We start from the raw sequence: 16,520 nt of genomic DNA, 5'->3' as shown, positions 1-16,520 counted from the left end.
GGCTCTTTCGTGGCGAACATCAAGTCCCAGATCAAGCGGAACAAGACGAACGAGAAGGCGCGCCTGCGCAACAAGGCCGTCAAGTCCTCGCTCAAGACCGCGATCCGCAAGGCCCGCGAGGCCGTCGTCGCCGGTGACGTCGAGAAGGCCACCGTGGCTTCCCGCGACGCCGCTCGTGCGCTCGACAAGGCCGTCTCGAAGGGTGTCATCCACAAGAACGCCGCCGCCAACAAGAAGTCGGCGCTGGCTGCCAAGGTTTCCACCCTTCAGGGCTGAGCTCCCTGATGTGATCGCCGGGTAGGGATCCAGTGGGCCCTCTCTCCCGCTCCTGACCGGCACCCCGCGCCGCACACGAAGCGTTCGCCACGCGGGTGCGGCGCAACCAAGAAGTAACCGAAGGCCCCGGCCGCCACCCTTCCCCAGGGTGACGGCCGGGGCCTTCGTCATGCGCGGAACCAGCCTCGCCGGCATTTGAGGCGTGGGGGTCCCCCCGGACGGAGTCTGGTGGGGGCACCTCCCAGCGGTAGCTGGGGGAGAGGGTCTGGGGCGGAGCCCCGGCAACGGCGCCGCGCCCGGATCCCGGCGGAGCCTAGCGTCGCTGGGGGCGGGCCGCGCGGGCCACCGCGACGACCGCCTTTTCGAGGGCGTACTCGGGGTCGTCGCCCCCGCCCTTGACCCCCGCGTCAGCCGCGGCCACCGCGCGCAGGGCGTCCGCGACGCCGTCCGCCGACCAGCCCCGCATCTGCTGGCGGACCCGGTCGATCTTCCACGGCGGCATGCCCAGGTCCCGGGCGAGGTCCCCGGGGCGGGCCCCGCGCGGGGCGGAGGCCAGCTTGCCGATGGCCCGGACCGCCTGGGCGAGGGCGCTGGTGATCAGGACCGGCGCCACTCCCGTGGACAGGGACCAGCGCAGGGCTTCGAGGGCCTCGGCCGCCCGGCCCTCGACCGCGCGGTCGGCGACCGTGAAGCTGGAGGCCTCCGCCCGGCCCGTGTAGTAGCGGCCCACCACGGCTTCGTCGATGGTGCCCTCGACATCGGCGCACAGCTGCGCCGCCGCGCTCGCCAGCTCCCGCAGGTCGCTGCCGATCGCGTCGACCAGCGTCTGGCACGCCTCGGGGGTGGCGGAACGGCCCAGCGCGCGGAACTCGCCCCGTACGAACGACAGCCGGTCCGCCGCCTTCGTCATCTTCGGGCAGGCGACCTCCCGGGCGCCCGCCTTCCGCGCCGCGTCCAGCAGGCCCTTGCCCTTGACGCCGCCGGCGTGGAGGAGGACGAGGCTGATCTCCTCGAACGGCGCCGCGAGGTACGCCTTCACTTCCTTGACCGTGTCCGCGGACAGGTCCTGCGCGTTGCGCACCACCAGCACCTTGCGCTCGGAAAAGAGCGAGGGGCTCGTCAGCTCCGCGAGCGTGCCGGGCTGGAGCTGCTCGGACGCGAGGTCGCGTACGTCCGTGTCGGCGTCGGCGGCCCGGGCGGCCGCCACCACCTCCCGCACGGCGCGGTCGAGCAGCAGGTCCTCCTGCCCCACCGCGAGGGTGAGCGGGGCGAGCGGATCGTCGGTTGAATTCTTCCTGGTGGCCATCGCCCCCAGCATCCCACGCCGCACTGACAGGCCCCCGCGCCCCGGCACCCTCACGGCCGGCACCCTCACGACCGTGCCTGAGAATGGTCGGGTGAACGCGCGACATGTACTGGTGCTGCCCGACCGCGAAGCCGCCGAGGAGGTGGCGCAGGAGGCCGTCGACCGTTTCGGGCTCTCCGAGGATCCCCGACTGGTCCGCGATGCCCTGGCCGGCGAGGACGACGCGGAGGACGCCCAGTGGCTGGTGGTCGTCGAGGACCCGCGGGAACGGCTCGACCCCACCGCCCTGGACGCCCTCGCCTCCGCGTACGAGGGCTGGCTGGAGGCTCCCTGAGCCCCGCCGGGGCGGGGCCCGCCACGGGCCTACGCCTTGTGGACGATCTGGACGTCCAGCTCCACTTCCACGCTCGAACCGATCGCGGAGATCCCCTGCGCCAGCATGGACTGCCAGTTCAGGGTGAAGTCCTCGCGGTGCAGTTCGGCCGTGGCCCGGCACGCGGCCCGGGGTTCGCCCTCCAGGCCCGTACCGAGGCCCAGGTACTGGGTGTCCAGGGTGACGGAGCGGCTGGTGCCGTGGAGCGTGAGCGCCCCCGCGACGGCCCAGCGGCTGCCGCCGCGGTGGATGAACCGCTCGCTGTAGAACTCCACCGTCGGATAGTGCGCGGAGTCCAGGAAGTCGGCGGAGCGCAGGTGGTCGTCCCGCATCCGCAGCCTGGTGTCGATGCTCGCCGCGTCGATGATGACGTGCATAGAGGAGTCCTCCATGCGATCGGCTATCCGTACCGCGCCGGCGAAGGTGTTGAACCGGCCGTGGATCCGCGCGAAGCCGATGTGCCGGGCCGTGAAGGCGATGGACGAGTGCCCCGGATCGAGCTCCCAGTGGCCCGGCGCCGGCAGCAGCGGCGGTTCCACGGCGTCGAGGATGATCTCCGCCGTGCCCGGCTGCGCCGGGTCCCCGACGAGCGTCGCCCCGTGGAACGGCGCGTAGCCCTCGGCCGTGACGGAGAGCCGGTACTCCCCCTCCGGCACGGCCGCGGTGAATCCGCCGAACGGATCGGTCTCGCCGCTGACGATCCGTCGGCCGATCGGGTCGGTGACCTCGAACGTGGCCTGGCGGACGGGCTGATGGACCGTGTCCAGGACGCGGCAGCTCAAAAGCCGCGCCATAGGTGGCAGTGTCATTGTCGCGGATGTGTGTGAGCTGGCACTTCCGGCCGTCTCCATCCCCCGTCGGCGTCCGAACATGGTTGATGCACCCCCGTGCTGTGTGGACTTGGACCGCTCTGGCGAAAACGCATTCGATCATGCTGTCGGGTTGTGGGCAAACAGAGCGGTGCCGCCCGGTATGCCCGCGCCGGTTCCGGCGCCGTCCGGCCGGAAACGCCCGCATTCGCGAGCCGCTTCCGGAGATGGCCACGGAGCCGTCGGTGTCGGTGCGCAGGACGGTCGCCCCCAGCGCCCGCAACCGCGCGAGCGTACCCGGCGCGGGGTGCCCGTAGCGGTTCCCCACGCCGACGGGGACGATCGCGATCCGGGGCCTGACACGGGCCTGCAAGGCCGGGTCCTGGTGCGCCGAACCGTGGTGGGCGACCTTGAGCACATCCACCGGGCCCAGTTCCGGACGGGCTCTCAGCAGGGCCTGCTGGGCGGGTGGTTCGAGATCGCCGAGCAGGAGCAGGGTCAGCCCGGAGCCGCGGACCAGCAGGGCGACGCTCGCGTCGTTGGGCCCCTCCGTTGGCGGCCCCCCGGACGGCGGCCAGAGCACCTCCCACTCCAGCGGGCCGGCCCGGCGCCGCTCCCCCGACGGCGCCGGCACGACGGGCACCCCGGCGGCGGCCGCGGTCCGTCGGACGAACTCGGCCTGCCCGGGCGGCTCCCGCAGGGTGGTGGTCTGAATCACACCCACGGCCCGGCCCCGGAGCACCCCGGACAGGCCGCCCACGTGGTCGGCGTGAAAGTGCGTCAGCAGGAGCAGCGGCACCCGGCGCACGCCCAGGGTGCGCAGGCAGTCGTCCACCGGCCCGGGCTCGGGGCCCGCGTCCACCACCACCGCCGTGTCCGGGCCCACGGCGAGGACTGCGGCATCGCCCTGGCCGACGGCGCACTGAACGTAGCTCCAGTCGGGCGGGGGCCAGCCGGTGAGTCCCCGGGTGAGCTGCGGCGGCCGCAGCACCGCGATGAGCAGCACCCCGGCCACGGCCGCGCAGACCCACTTCCGGCGGCCGAGGCGGCCTCCGAGGCCCACGACGGCCAGCGTGGCGGCGGCCAGCAGCAGACCTCCGGTGACGCCGCCCGGCCAGGCCAGCTCCGCTCCCGGCAGTCCCGCCCCGGCCCGTGCCACGGCGGCGATCCACCCCGCCGGGACCCCCGCGCACCAGGCGAGCAGCTCCGCCGCCGGCATGCACAGCGGGGCCATCGCGAGCGTCGCGAAGCCGAGCACGGTCGCCGGACCCGCCGCGAGCTCCGCCAGCAGGTTGCACGGGACCGCCACCAGGCTCACCCGGGCGGAGAGCACGACCACGACCGGCGCGCACACCGCCTGGGCGGCCGCGGCGGCCCCCAGCGCCTCGGCGAGCCGGGGCCGCACCCCGCGCCGCCGAAGGGCCTCGCTCCACCGCGGACCGAGGGTCAACAGGGCCCCGGTGGCCAGGACGGACAGCAGGAAGCCGTAGCTGCGGGCCAGCCAGGGCTCGTACAGCACGAGGAGCAGAACGGCGGCTCCCAGGGCGGGGACCAGGGATCTGCGCCGCCCGGTGGCGATGGCCAGCAGGGTGATCGCCCCACAGGCCGCGGCCCGCAGCACGCTCGGCTCGGGCCGGCACACCACGACGAACGCCAGCGTCAGCGCCGCCCCGCTCAGGGCCGTCGCCCGCAGGGACAGCCCGAGCCGGGGCGCCAGCCCGCGCCGCTCCGCGAGCTGGGCACGAGCCGGGGGCCCGATGAGCAGGAACAGGACCACGGTGAGGTTGGACCCCGACACGGCCAGGAGATGCAGCAGGTCGGTGGCCCGGAAGGCCTCGTGCAGATCGGGCGGGACCCGCGAGGTGTCCCCGACCACCAGCCCGGGCAGGAGGGCCCTGGCATCCGGGGGGAGCCCCTCGGTAGCGGCCCGCAGCCCGGCCCGCAGTCTCCCCGCGACGCGCTGCGCGGTGTCCGGGCCGCCGGTCACCTCGGGAGGGGTGCCACCCGACGGGCGCACCAGCGCGACGGCGCGCTCGCCGCCCCGGGCCGGCGTCAGCCGGGCGACCACCGCCACCCGCGTCGAGGGCAGCAGCCCGGCCCAGCCCGGATGCCCGGCCAGCACCCGTACCGGGGTCTCGACCCGGGTCCGCGACCCGTCCGGCCCCGTCACGGCGGTCACCACCGCGTCCAGCATCACCACGGGCGGCCCGCTTCCGCCGCCGGCCGCCCGAGGATCGGAGCCGACGGTGAGCTCCACGGACACCCGGGCGTGTGCCCGGGCCAGCTCCTCGACCGGCCCGGCCCGGGCCTCGGCCCGGGCGAGCCCGGCCACCCCGGCCCCGGCGGCCGCGCACAGCAGGGCGGCCGCGGCGGCGATACCGACCCTCCACCGGGATTCCGGGCGGCTCCGACAGCCGGCCAGCATCAGCAGCCCCGCGCCCGCCACCCCCAGCCCCGCCCCGGCGGCGGTCCAGCCGCCCGGTACGTCGAGGGCGAGGGCGGCTGCCGCCCAGGCGGCCAGTGCCGGCGCCAAAAGCCGCAGATCCACCACCCCCGGCCGCTCGGCCCCGGCCCCCTTCCGGCCGGACCCATCGGACCCGGACCCATCAGAGCCGAACCCCTCGCGGCTGGCCCCCTCGCGGCCAGACCCACCAGACCCAGACCCCTCGGAGGAGGACTCCTCGCGGCTGGCTCCCTCGCGACCGGACCCGCCGGACCCGTACCCCTCGGAGCGGGACCCCTCCGGGCCAGACCCCTCCCGGCCGGAGCCATCGGACCCGGACCCCTCTCGGCCGTACCCAGCCGGGCCGGACCCCTCCGGATGGGGCTGCCCGGGGCGGTTCATGGCCGCACCAGTTTGCGCAGGTCGGCGAAGCGGCGCTCGCCGATGCCACTGACCTGGCGGAGGTCCTCCACCGACCGGAAGCCCCCGCGCGCGGTGCGGAAGTCCACGATGTGCTGGGCGAGCACCGGGCCCACCCCGGGCAGGCCGTCCAACTGCTCGACGGTGGCACTGCCGAGGCTCAGCGGCCCGGGACTTCCGCCGGCGCCCGGACCGGTACCGCTCGGAGGCGGCGGCGCCGGGGCGCCCACGAGCACCTGCTCACCGTCCATCAGGACCCGGGCCCGGTTCAGCCCCGTGGTGTCGGTACCGGGGCGCACTCCGCCGGCGGCGGCCAGCGCGTCCTCGACCCGCGATCCGGCGGGCAGCCGGCGGACGCCGGGATCCCGGACCTTGCCACTGACGTCCACCACGATGCGGGTGCCCCCGGCGGCGGGTGACGCGGCTCCGCCCGGCCTGGGTGAGGGCGCCGGGACCGGGGCCGGGGCGACCACGGCGGGGGCGGTCACCGCTCGGGGCCGGCCCGACCAGTACTGCTGCGCCGCGAACCCGACGGCGACGACGAGCACCACCCCCACGGCGGCCACCGTGCGCGGCTCCACCCCGCACCTCACCTGCAGCCACAACGGCAGCCGCTCCCGTAACGCGAGACTCCGCGCGGTCCCGGCGGGCAGCTCTGCCGGCGCCGGCTCCGCCACCTCCGACGGTGGCGGCGGCGGAGCCGGCGGCTCGGGCCGGGTCGGGGAGACGGCCTCGGCCGCCGGCGGCGGAGGCTCCGGCACGGGCGGCGGTGCGCTGCCGCCCAGCAAGGCCTCGGCCCGGCGCCGCACCGCGACGGGGTCGGGATGGGGATGAGCACCCCGGCGGGCACTCAGGCGGGCACTCGGGCGGGCACCTCGGCCCGGGCCTCGGCCGAAGCCGTCCCCGACGCCGTCCCCAGGGCCGTCCCCGGAGCCGCGGCGATGCCTGAGTCGGCCGTCGGAGAGACGGGACCGGCCGGGGCCACTGGTTGCGCCGACGAGGCCGACAAGGCGGGTGGGGCGCGAAATACGTGTTCGAGTCGTCATGCCACGACGGTAGGGGCCGATCCCGATCCCCGTTCGGAGGCATCAATTCCGGTGGATGACGGCCCCGTTGTGGATATCCCGACCACTCATTCCGGTGATCAGCGGGGCGACACGACCGCCGCCAGCAGGCCCGGCCCGGTGTGCGCGCCGATCACCGCGCCCACCTCGCTGACGTGCAGCTCGACCAGACCGGGGATGCGCTCGCGCAGCCGCTGGGCGAGCTTCTCGGCCCGCTCCGGGGCCGCCAGGTGGTGCACGGCGACATCCACACTGGCCGTGCCCGCCCGCTCCACGGCCAGCTCCTCCAGCCGGGCGATCGCCTTGGAGGCCGTACGCACCTTCTCCAGCATCTCGATCCGCCCGCCCTCCAGCGTCAGCAGCGGCTTGACCGCGAGGGCGGATCCGAGGAGGGCCTGCGCGGCGCCGATCCGGCCGCCCCGCCGCAGGTAGTCGAGCGTGTCCACGTAGAAGTACGCGGCCATGTCCGCGGCGCGCTTCTCAGCGGCCGCAACGGCCTCGTCCACAGAGCCGCCGGTCTCGGCCGCCTCGGCGGCGGCGAGGGCACAGAAGCCGAGGGCCATCGCGACCATGCCGGTGTCGACGACCCGTACCGGGACGGCGGCGGTCTTGGCGGCGACCACGGCGGCGTCGTAGGTGCCGGAGAACTCGGCGGACAGGTGCAGGCTGACGATCCCGGTCGCACCGGCGTCGGCGGCCGCCCGGTAGGCCCGGACGAACTCCTCCGGGCTGGGGCGGGAGGTGGTGACCGAACGGCGCTTCTGCAGGGCCAGGGCGAGGCTGCGGGCCGAGATCTCGGTGCCCTCCTCCAGTGCCTCGTCACCGAGCACCACGGTGAGGGGGACGGAGGTGATCCCGTGCCGCGCCATCGCCGGTGGGGGCAGGTAGGCCGTGGAATCGGTGACGATCGCGACATGGCGGGACATGAGCCGGAGGTTACCGCCAGTGGGGCTGGGCCGGCAGCCCGGACCCCTCCAGAGCGCGCCGGGCTCTCCCCGCGACCCCTCCGCCGCTCACAGGCCGACGCCGCCGACGCGCCACGCGGCGCCTCAGCCTCAGCCTCAGGTCGTGGTCTCCGGACGCGACGACTTCTGCCACGGGTACGAGGCCGCCGGAGCGGACGGGTTCAGCGCCGCAGGCTGAGCCTCGGCCTGGCCTGCCTGGCCTGCCTGGCCTGCCTGGCCTGCCTGGCCTGCCTGGGCCTGCGCCTGCGTCTGGGCCTGCGCCGGCCCAGGAGCGGCCGCAGGAGGCGTCGGGGCCCCGTCCCGCACGCCGGCGTCCCAAGCCGCCGCCGCGGCCGCGAGATCGTCCACCGACTCCCGTGACCAGTCCCGCAGCGCCCCCGACTCGACCTCGATCTGCTCCGACAGCGACGACAGGTCGTCGTCCGCGAAGCGACGGGCGCGCTCACGCGCGGCCCACCGCAACGAATCCGCCGACTGTGTGATCTTGGCGGTACGTTCCCGCAAGTCAGGGAGCATGTCGGCGATCCTCCTGCGGTCCGGCTCCTGCTCCAGCCGCCTCAGCTCATCGTCCAGCTCGCGGCCGTGCGTGCTCAGTCGTTCGAACAGCCCGATCGACTCCTTCAGGGACGGATCGGACCGAACCCCCTCCTGCAGCGCCTGCTGCGTGGCCCGCATCGACGTCCGCAGGCCGAGCCGCAGCTGCGCCAGCGACGCGGTGACCCCGACCTGACCGAGGCTCTTCGCCCTCAGGGTGGTGTCCTCCACGGTCCGGCGGGCCTGCGTGATCGTCCGGTCCACGCCGCGCTTCGCCGCGCCGACCACCTTCACCGTGGCCCACACGCCCAGCCCCAGGAAGGCGAACAGCACCAACAGGGCAAAGATGATGACCAACACGCCCGCCTCCATGAGGCTCCCCTTCCCCTGCCTTTTTCCGTCACCTCCACCGTAAACGCCACAGGCAGGCCAGGAGTTCCGATCGAACCCCCAACCTGCCCGTACGGGATCTCCCCGAGAGCGGCGCGTCAGGCGCGTCAGGCGCGTCAGATGACGATGTTCACCAGCTTCGGCGCGCGCACGATCACCTTCCGGATCTCCGCACCGCCCAGCGCGGCCACGACCGCCTCGTCACCCAGCGCCAGCTGCTCCAGGTCACCCTCGGAGATCGTCGGCGGCACCTCCAGGCGCGCCTTGACCTTGCCCTTGACCTGCACCACGCACGTCACGGTCTCGTCCACGACGTACGCCGGGTCCGCGACCGGGAAGTCCTGGTGGACCACCGAGTCGCTGTGCCCCAGCCGGTGCCACAGCTCCTCCGCGATGTGCGGGGCCAGCGGGGCCACCAGCAGCACCAGCCGCTCGGCCACCGAGCGCTCCAGCGGGCGGCCCGCCTTGGTCAGGGCGTTGTTCAGCTCGGTGATCTTCGCGATGGCGGTGTTGAAGCGCAGCGCGGCCATGTCCGAGCCGGCCCCGTCGATGGCCTTGTGCAGCGCGCGCAGCGTGTCCTCGACGGGCTCGGCGTCGACGACCGTCACCGCGCCCGTCTCCTCGTCCACGATGTTGCGCCACAGCCGCTGCAGCAGCCGGTACTGGCCCACCACGGCCCGGGTGTCCCACGGACGCGAGACGTCCAGCGGGCCCATCGCCATCTCGTACAGGCGCAGGGTGTCCGCGCCGTACTCCTCGCAGATCTCGTCCGGCGTGACGGCGTTCTTCAGGGACTTGCCCATCTTGCCGTGCTCGCGCTTGACCGGCTCGCCCTGGTAGAAGTAGCCGCCGTCGCGCTCCTCGACCTCGGCCGCCGGGACGTAGACACCGCGCGAGTCGGTGTACGCGTACGCCTGGATCATGCCCTGGTTGAACAGCTTGTGGAACGGCTCGGCCGAGGAGACGTGTCCCAGGTCGAACAGCACCTTTGACCAGAAGCGGGCGTACAGCAGGTGCAGCACCGCGTGCTCGGCGCCGCCCACGTACAGGTCGACGCCGCCGTGCGGAGCGCTCTCGCGCGGGCCCATCCAGTACCGCTCGATCTCCGGGTCCACCAGGGCCGACGCGTTGTTCGGGTCCAGGTAGCGCAGCTCGTACCAGCAGGAGCCGGCCCAGTTCGGCATGGTGTTGGTCTCGCGGCGGTACGAGCGCACTCCGCGCCCGTCGCCCAGGTCCAGCTCCACGTTGACCCACGCCCCGTTGCGCGACAGCGGGGTCTCCGGCTTCGAGGTCGCGTCGCCGGGCTCGAAGGTGCGCGGCGAGTAGTCCTCGACCTCCGGCAGCTCCAGCGGCAGCATCGACTCGGGCAGCGCGTGCGCGACGCCGTCCTCGTCGTAGACGATCGGGAAGGGCTCGCCCCAGTAGCGCTGGCGGCTGAACAGCCAGTCGCGCAGACGGAAGTTGACGGTCCCCTCGCCGATGCCGCGCTGGGTCAGCCACTCGGTGATCGCGGCCTTCGCGTCGACGACGCCCAGCCCGTCCAGCGAGATGCCCTCGCCCGTGGAGTTGACCAGCGTCGCGTCGTAGGAGACGAAGGCGTCGTCCCACTCGGCCGGGTCGGTCCCGCGCCCGTCGGTCGGCTGCACGACGCAGCGCATCGGCAGCTCGAAGGCGCGCGCGAACTCGAAGTCGCGGCTGTCGTGCGCCGGGACGGCCATGATCGCGCCGGTGCCGTAGCCCATCAGCACGTAGTCGGCGATGAAGACCGGGACCTTCGCGCCGCTGACCGGGTTGACGGCGTACTCGCCGGTGAAGACACCGGTCTTGTCCTTGGCCTCGGCCTGCCGCTCGACGTCCGACTTCGAGGCGGCCTGCTTGCGGTACGCCGTGACGGCCTCCGCCGGCGTGGCGTGCCCGCCGGTCCACACGTCGTGGGTGCCCTCGGGCCAGGCATCCGGAATGAACTTCTCGACCAGCGGGTGCTCGGGCGCCAGCACCATGTAGGTGGCGCCGAACAGGGTGTCGGGGCGGGTGGTGAAGACGGTGATCGCCTCGCCGCCCAGCGCGAAGTCGACGCGCGCGCCCTCGCTGCGGCCGATCCAGTTGCGCTGCTGCAGCTTGATGGCCTCGGGCCAGTCCAGCGCGTCCAGGTCGTCCAGCAGGCGGTCCGCGTAGGCGGTGATCCGCATGTTCCACTGGCTCAGCCGGGACTTGAAGACGGGGAAATTACCGCGCTCGGACCGGCCGTCCGCGGTGACCTCCTCGTTGGCCAGTACGGTGCCCAGGCCCGGGCACCAGTTCACGGGCGCGTCCGAGGCGTAGGCCAGCCGGTACTCGTTCAGCACGTCGGCCCGCTCGCCCGCGGTCAGGGCCGCCCAGTCGCGGCGCCCGGGAACCTCACGGGAGCCGTCCGCGAAGGCGGCGACCAGCTCGGCGATCGGCCGGGCCTTGCCCGCGTCCGCGTCGTACCAGGAGTTGTAGATCTGCAGGAAGATCCACTGGGTCCACTTGTAGTAGTCCGGGTCGATCGTCGCGAACGAGCGGCGCTTGTCGTGGCCCAGGCCCAGGCGGCGCAGCTGGACCTTCATGTTCTCGATGTTCGCCTCGGTCGACACGCGCGGGTGCGTACCAGTCTGCACGGCGTACTGCTCGGCGGGCAGGCCGAAGGCGTCGAAGCCCAGGGTGTGCAGGACGTTGTGGCCGGTCATCCGCTGGTGGCGGGCGTACACGTCGGTGGCGATGTACCCCAGCGGGTGACCGACGTGCAGGCCCGCACCGGACGGGTACGGGAACATGTCCATGATGAACTTCTTGGGCCGCGCGACCATCGCCGCCTGAATCGGATCAGTCGCGGCCAGGTCACCGGTCGGGTTGGGGGCCTCGTACGTGCCCCGCGCGTCCCATACGTCCTGCCAGCGTGCCTCGATGTCGGCGGCCATGGCAGCCGTGTAACGGTGCGCCTCGGCCGCCTCGGGGGCCGGGGTGTTCGTCTCGCTCATGATTTCTGAAGCTCCATCGATCGTCTCTGCCGTCTCTGCCTGCCCAAACGAAAAAACCCCTCGCACAGGAGGGGGCGCCGCGCCGATGCCGACCGTCTCTAAGGGGTCGGCGCTGATCAGCGCGGCTCGGTAAGCAGAAGGCGTACGGCACGCATGGCGTCAGGGTACCGCAGCGGCTCCTACGGCCGCTCGGCCCTTCCGCCCGTCGGACACAACGAGAAGCGGGCCACCCGATCCGGGTGGCCCGCTTCTCTTCACTGTGGAGCTAAGGAGAATTGAACTCCTGACCTCCTGCATGCCATGCAGGCGCTCTACCAACTGAGCTATAGCCCCTTGTCTTGCCTGGTCTTGCTCGCCGCCTCGGTTTCCCTTGCCGGTTCCCCTTGGCGACGTCCCAAACATTACACGGTCATGGCCCTGGTCCAAAAATCGGTTTTCACCAGGCCGGGGCCATGTCCGAAATGTACCGCTCCGTCAGGCTCTGGCGAACTGGTAGAAGCGTTTGAGCGTGCAGTGCTCGTCGAGCAGCCGGCCGTAGATCGGCTCCCCCTCCAGCTCGCGGTACGTCTCGATCGGGTCGCCTTTTATGATCAGCGCCCGCGCGCATTCCTCGCACCAGTACTGGTAGTCGGGGTTGACCGGGTCCATGTCCCGCACGATCGGCGTGCCGTTGTTGCACCAGTCGCACCGCCGCCGGTGTGCACCCATCCGTCAGCGACTCCCTCCCGCGTCGGGCCGTCGTGACCCCCTCCGGCCGTCCGATTCTGCCATGACGGTACGGGCCGGGTCAGCCAGCACAAAGGGAACAAACGCAAGGATCCCGCCCCCCTGTTGGGGACGGGATCCTGATTGTGGAGCTAAGGAGAATTGAACTCCTGACCTCCTGCATGCCATGCAGGCGCTCTACCAACTGAGCTATAGCCCCGCTCTCCGCGACGCTCCCCCCGTTTCCGGTGTTCCGCGCTGCGAACAAGAAGAACTCTAGCCTGTGACCAGCCGGAAAGTGAAATCCGGGTGGGAGCCCCTGCCCGGCCCCGGCCCGGGGCGCCGGAAGCCCCGGAAGAGGCCTCAGTCGTCGTCGCCGAGCACGGGCTCCGGCAGCGTGCCGGCGTTGTGCTCCATCAGGCGCCAGCCGCGCGCGCCCTCGCCGAGGACGGACCAGCAGCAGTTGGAGAGCCCGCCGAGGCCCTCCCAGTAGTACGCCTCCAGGCCGAGCAGGCGGCCGATGGTCGTACGGATGGTGCCGCCGTGGCTGACCACTACGAGCGTGCCGCCCTCCGGCAGCCGGTCGGCGTGCTCCAGCACCACCGGCGCGGCCCGGTCGGCGACCTCGGTCTCCAGCTCGCCGCCGCCGCGGCGCACGGGCTCGCCGCGCTTCCACGCCGCGTACTGCTCGCCGTACTTCCCGAGGATCTCGTCGTGCGTGAGGCCCTGCCACTCACCGGCGTAGGTCTCGCGCAGCGCGGCGTCGTGCGCCACGGGCAGACCTGTGACGGCGGCCAGTTCGGCGGCCGTGGCGGAGGCCCGCTGAAGGTCGGAGGCCACGATGGCGTCCGGCTTCAGCGAGGCGAGCAACCGAGCGGCACGGCGCGCCTGCGCCACACCGGTCTCGGTCAGGGCTATGTCCGTGGAGCCCTGGAAGCGGCGCTCCAGGTTCCACGAGGTCTGGCCGTGCCGCCAGAGGACGATCTTCCTGCCGTTCTTGCCGCTCGTGCGGGTGGTGGTCGCGCTCAGAACAGATCACCATCCAGTTCCTCGTCGCCCTGCGCCTCGCGCAGCTTGGCGTACTCCTCGGCCTTGCCCTTGGTGAGCTTGGCGTCCTCGGGGAGCGCGATCTCGGGGCAGTCCTTCCACAGGCGCTCCAGCGCGTAGAAGACCCGCTCCTCGCTGTGCTGCACGTGCACGACGATGTCGATGTAGTCGAGCAGGATCCAGCGGGCGTCGCGGTCGCCCTCGCGGCGCACCGGCTTGGCGCCGAGCTCCTTGAGCAGGCGCTCCTCGATCTCGTCCACGATCGACTTGACCTGGCGGTCGTTGGGGGCCGAGGCGAGCAGGAAGGCGTCGGTGATCGACAGCACGTCGCTGACGTCGTACGCGATGATGTCGTGCGCGAGCCGGTCGGCCGCGGCCTGGGCGGCGGCGGTGATGAGCTCGATGGAGCGGTCCGTGGCGGTCACTGGCCATGCTTTCGGGTTGGCGGGCAGATCCTTACAAGGGTCTCATGTACCGCCGACACCGCCCGCGCGGAACGTCCCGCGCGGGCGAAGGCACAGCTCGGGGCCCTGTCAGGACGGTTTGTAGTCCTTGCCGAGGGTCACGACGACATCCGCGTTCACGGCGTTCTCGGCCTTCTTCACGGCCGTCTCCGCCAGCCCCAGCGTCTTGGCGACCTCGATGGCCCTGTCCCGCTGCGCGTCGTCCTGGTACGTGATCTGCGTGGTGGCCTGGGTCTTGTCGGCCCTGCCGCCGTCCACGAAGGTGTAGCCGCCGTTCAGCAGCGCCGCCTTCGCCGCGACCTGCGTCTTCTCGTCGCCGGTGGCGTCCTTGAGGCCGACCCGGGGCGCGACCCCGGCCTGCGCCGCGGTGAAGTCGCCGCCGAGGATCTCCTTGACGACCGTCTTGTTGGCGTCGTCGGTCAGGGACCCGTCCGCCTTCACCGCGAGGAGCGCGGTGCGGTACGCGCCCTCCTTCGCGTGCTCACCGATCTTGGACAGCATCGCGCCGAGGGTCTGGGCGTCCAGCGCGGGGTCCAGGATCTGACCCATGCTCTCGACCGTCACGGCCGCCGCCTTCGGATCCGAGGGGATCTTGCGCAGTACGGCGTACAGGACCGCGCCCATCCGCTCCAGCTGCTTCGCCTCCGGCTCGCCCTGGCCCCGGTGCGTGGCGTACGCGACGGCCATCGCCCCGGTGAGGCGCTGCTTCTGGCCCTGGGCCACGGCCGGCGTCTTGGCCTCGTCGTCGGCCGGGACCGCCGCGTCGGTGTCGACGTCGATGCCGCCGACCAGCTCGACCAGGCGTTCCAGGAACGGGGTGTCCAGCCGCCAGGTGCCGCCGATGCTGGTGCCGAGGACGGTGTCGAGGGACTCGCGGGTGCCGAGGCCGCCCTCCTCGACCGCCTTGCCGAGGGCCAGTCCGCCGCCGTCCTGCCCCGGGACGGCGAGGGCGTTCGGCAGCAGGACGGTGGCGCCCTGCTTCGTGGTGACGTTGTCGACGAGCAGCGCCGTGGAGGTGCCGCCCTTCTTGGTGTTGTGCAGGTGGACGACGATCATGTCGCGCTTCTGCGCGGCGCCCGCGGCCGCCGCGCCCTGCTTCTGCCCGGGGCCGTCGAGGAACGGCAGCCTGCCGTCGTACCAGAGGTAGCCGAGGCCGCCGACGGCGAACACGGCGAACACGACGATCAGCGCCACCACGCGGTTGCGGCCGCGGCGGCGGGCCTCCTCGCGGCGTTCGGTCCGGCTCTCGGTGAAGGCGAGCCAGTCGATGACGTCGTCGGAGTCCTCGTCGGGCTGGTCGATGAACGCGAACTGCTCGGTGCGGTAGTCGCCGCCCGGAGCGGAGTCGGCCCGGCGCGGCTCGGGGACCCGCGCGGCCGGCCGGGGCGCCGGTTCCGGTTGGCGCTCCGGTTGGCGTTCGGGTTCCGGCAGCGCCGCCGGGGGCGCGGCCCCGGGGGCCGGCTGCTGCGGGATCCACTGCGGGGCCGGCGGGGCCTGTGGGGCCTGTGGGGCCTGCTGGGTGTCGTAGCCGTAGCCGGGGGCCGCCTGCGTGTACTCCGTGTACTCGGGGTACTCCTGCGCGTACTCCTGGGCGGCGGGCTGCTGCGGGTAGTACTGCTGCTGCCCGTACCCCTGGTGGTCGTAGCCGTATTGCTGCTCGTACGCCTGCTGCGCGGGCACCTGGCCGTACACCGGCCGCCCGTAGGCGTCGTAGCCGATGAGCTGCTGCCCCTGGGCGGCGTACGGGTCGTACGGCTGCTGTGGGTCGTTCACCGCAGGCCCCTCTCTCCGGAAGCTCAGGCTCCCCGGTACAGCTCACGCTTGTCGATGTAGCGCACCACACCGTCCGGCACCAGATACCAGACGGGGTCTCCGTTGGCGACCCGCGCCCGGCAGTCCGTGGACGAGATCGCCAGCGCGGGCACCTCGACCAGCGAGACGCCGCCCTTGGGCAGTCCGTCGTCGGTGAGCAGGTGGCCGGGGCGGGTCACGCCGATGAAGTGGGCGAGCGAGAACAGCTCGTCGGCGTTTCGCCAGGTCAGGATCTGCGCGAGGGCGTCGGCACCCGTGATGAAGAACAGGTCCGCGTCGGGGTTGAGGGCGCTCAGATCCCGCAGGGTGTCGATCGTGTACGTCGGGCCGCCGCGGTCGATGTCGATGCGGCTCACCGAGAACTGGGGGTTCGAGGCCGTCGCGATGACCGTCATGAGGTAGCGGTCCTCGGCGGGCGACACGGCCCGCTGCGACTTCTGCCACGGCTCGCCGGTCGGTACGAACACCACCTCGTCGAGGTGGAAAAGGGCGGCCACCTCACTGGCGGCCACCAGGTGTCCGTGATGGATCGGGTCGAATGTCCCGCCCATCACGCCGAGCCGGCGCTTGACCGGGCCGGTAGGCACTTCCTGCTCTCCCATGAGCGCAGAGCCTACTGGCCCGGCGGGGCGGCCCGGACCCGCATTCGAGCACGTGCGCGACAGGGATCTAGCGGTCGCGGTTCAGGCGCGTGGTCACCCACAGCATGAGGAGCAGGATGAAGAACGCGCCGCCACCGGTCAGGTAGGGGTTCAGGCTGTCGTGGTTGCCGTGCTGCTCGGCCCCCTCCGAGGCGAGGACGACCAGGTTGTGGGCGGTGGAGGAGAGGCTCATCAGGCTGATACCTATCGAGTCGGGGAGCGGGCGGAGACTTCGCTCACATCGTATGCGGGGGCCTGGGGCACGCTCACGC

Annotated in this window: 15 protein-coding genes, 2 tRNA genes and 1 pseudogene; 3 read left to right on the top strand and 15 right to left on the bottom strand. The window is 72.7% G+C overall.

The features are described from left to right. Positions 1-9 precede the first annotated feature (9 nt). Entirely contained in the window at positions 10-276 is a 267-nt protein-coding gene (gene rpsT / locus MTF65_RS08550) for a 30S ribosomal protein S20 (RefSeq protein WP_243627780.1), read from the top strand. Between the two features lie 313 nt (positions 277-589). Here the strand turns inward: rpsT and holA are convergent, their stop codons facing one another. Beyond that, positions 590-1,582 carry a DNA polymerase III subunit delta gene (gene holA, locus MTF65_RS08545; RefSeq protein WP_243627779.1) on the bottom strand — a complete coding sequence of 331 codons (993 nt, stop codon included), beginning with the start codon at positions 1,580-1,582 and terminating at the stop codon, positions 590-592. Between the two features lie 91 nt (positions 1,583-1,673). On the opposite strand from holA, the gene MTF65_RS08540 reads away from it, so the two are divergent. After that, positions 1,674-1,916 (top strand): hypothetical protein, encoded by a 243-nt coding sequence (locus MTF65_RS08540; protein ID WP_243627776.1) that lies wholly within the window; start codon positions 1,674-1,676, stop codon positions 1,914-1,916. 29 nt (positions 1,917-1,945) lie between these two features. Here MTF65_RS08540 and MTF65_RS08535 read toward each other — a convergent pair whose 3' ends face one another. The 3 genes and pseudogenes from MTF65_RS08535 to MTF65_RS30470 form a co-directional block, all read right to left on the bottom strand. Then, positions 1,946-2,827: a YceI family protein gene (locus tag MTF65_RS08535; RefSeq protein WP_374207183.1), complete on the bottom strand. Its 882-nt coding sequence runs from the start codon at positions 2,825-2,827 to the stop codon at positions 1,946-1,948. A gap of 124 nt (positions 2,828-2,951) precedes the next feature. Then, a pseudogene (locus tag MTF65_RS08530) lies at positions 2,952-5,348 on the bottom strand (ComEC/Rec2 family competence protein); the annotation flags it as partial. Between the two features lie 257 nt (positions 5,349-5,605). Further along, the gene (locus MTF65_RS30470) at positions 5,606-6,208 is read right to left on the bottom strand and encodes a ComEA family DNA-binding protein (RefSeq protein WP_308407128.1); all 603 of its coding nucleotides are present in this window, start codon (positions 6,206-6,208) and stop codon (positions 5,606-5,608) included. On the opposite strand from MTF65_RS30470, the gene MTF65_RS30465 reads away from it, so the two are divergent. Then, complete coding sequence (locus MTF65_RS30465) at positions 6,195-6,461, top strand: hypothetical protein (protein WP_308407127.1); 267 nt, start codon at positions 6,195-6,197, stop codon at positions 6,459-6,461. The two genes, MTF65_RS30470 and MTF65_RS30465, sit on opposite strands and share 14 nt — an antisense overlap. Before the next feature lie 310 nt (positions 6,462-6,771). Here MTF65_RS30465 and MTF65_RS08520 read toward each other — a convergent pair whose 3' ends face one another. The 11 genes from MTF65_RS08520 to MTF65_RS08470 form a co-directional block, all read right to left on the bottom strand. Beyond that, positions 6,772-7,617 carry a DegV family protein gene (locus tag MTF65_RS08520; protein ID WP_243627774.1) on the bottom strand — a complete coding sequence of 282 codons (846 nt, stop codon included), beginning with the start codon at positions 7,615-7,617 and terminating at the stop codon, positions 6,772-6,774. Positions 7,618-7,752: 135 nt separating this feature from the next. Then, on the bottom strand, positions 7,753-8,562 hold the full coding sequence (locus MTF65_RS08515; RefSeq protein ID WP_243627773.1) for a hypothetical protein: 810 nt from the start codon (positions 8,560-8,562) through the stop codon (positions 7,753-7,755). A gap of 134 nt (positions 8,563-8,696) precedes the next feature. Next, a complete protein-coding gene (gene leuS, locus MTF65_RS08510) occupies positions 8,697-11,579 on the bottom strand; it encodes a leucine--tRNA ligase (RefSeq protein ID WP_243627772.1) in 2,883 nt (960 codons plus the stop codon). A gap of 260 nt (positions 11,580-11,839) precedes the next feature. Beyond that, positions 11,840-11,912, bottom strand: a tRNA-Ala gene (locus MTF65_RS08505). 141 nt (positions 11,913-12,053) lie between these two features. Then, on the bottom strand, positions 12,054-12,287 hold the full coding sequence (locus MTF65_RS08500) for a hypothetical protein (RefSeq protein ID WP_008738908.1): 234 nt from the start codon (positions 12,285-12,287) through the stop codon (positions 12,054-12,056). A 144-nt stretch (positions 12,288-12,431) separates the two neighbouring features. Further along, positions 12,432-12,504 (bottom strand) — tRNA-Ala (locus MTF65_RS08495). Between the two features lie 143 nt (positions 12,505-12,647). Next, a complete protein-coding gene (locus MTF65_RS08490) occupies positions 12,648-13,313 on the bottom strand; it encodes a histidine phosphatase family protein (RefSeq protein ID WP_243628621.1) in 666 nt (221 codons plus the stop codon). Then, the gene (rsfS, locus tag MTF65_RS08485) at positions 13,310-13,756 is read right to left on the bottom strand and encodes a ribosome silencing factor (RefSeq protein WP_243627770.1); all 447 of its coding nucleotides are present in this window, start codon (positions 13,754-13,756) and stop codon (positions 13,310-13,312) included. Before rsfS ends, MTF65_RS08490 begins: the two co-directional genes overlap by 4 nt. Before the next feature lie 108 nt (positions 13,757-13,864). After that, positions 13,865-15,568 carry an LCP family protein gene (locus MTF65_RS08480; protein WP_243627768.1) on the bottom strand — a complete coding sequence of 568 codons (1,704 nt, stop codon included), beginning with the start codon at positions 15,566-15,568 and terminating at the stop codon, positions 13,865-13,867. A gap of 23 nt (positions 15,569-15,591) precedes the next feature. Beyond that, entirely contained in the window at positions 15,592-16,209 is a 618-nt protein-coding gene (gene nadD / locus MTF65_RS08475) for a nicotinate-nucleotide adenylyltransferase (protein WP_243627766.1), read from the bottom strand. Between the two features lie 67 nt (positions 16,210-16,276). Next, complete coding sequence (locus MTF65_RS08470) at positions 16,277-16,441, bottom strand: hypothetical protein (RefSeq protein WP_243627764.1); 165 nt, start codon at positions 16,439-16,441, stop codon at positions 16,277-16,279. Positions 16,442-16,520 lie beyond the last annotated feature (79 nt).

Source organism: Streptomyces sp. APSN-46.1, assembly GCF_022815725.1.
Lineage (GTDB): Bacteria > Actinomycetota > Actinomycetes > Streptomycetales > Streptomycetaceae > Streptomyces.
Note: the sequence above shows the minus strand (reverse complement) of the source record. Positions and strands in the feature narration are given on the sequence as shown.

Coding starts and splice junctions, on each gene's coding strand:
- holA (WP_243627779.1), bottom strand. CDS start 1,582: ATGGCCACCAGGAAGAATTCAACCGACGATCCGCTCGCCCCGCTCACC.
- MTF65_RS08535 (WP_374207183.1), bottom strand. CDS start 2,827: ATGTTCGGACGCCGACGGGGGATGGAGACGGCCGGAAGTGCCAGCTCA.
- MTF65_RS08520 (WP_243627774.1), bottom strand. CDS start 7,617: ATGTCCCGCCATGTCGCGATCGTCACCGATTCCACGGCCTACCTGCCC.
- MTF65_RS08515 (WP_243627773.1), bottom strand. CDS start 8,562: ATGGAGGCGGGCGTGTTGGTCATCATCTTTGCCCTGTTGGTGCTGTTC.
- leuS (WP_243627772.1), bottom strand. CDS start 11,579: ATGAGCGAGACGAACACCCCGGCCCCCGAGGCGGCCGAGGCGCACCGT.
- MTF65_RS08500 (WP_008738908.1), bottom strand. CDS start 12,287: ATGGGTGCACACCGGCGGCGGTGCGACTGGTGCAACAACGGCACGCCG.
- nadD (WP_243627766.1), bottom strand. CDS start 16,209: ATGGGAGAGCAGGAAGTGCCTACCGGCCCGGTCAAGCGCCGGCTCGGC.
- MTF65_RS08470 (WP_243627764.1), bottom strand. CDS start 16,441: ATGAGCCTCTCCTCCACCGCCCACAACCTGGTCGTCCTCGCCTCGGAG.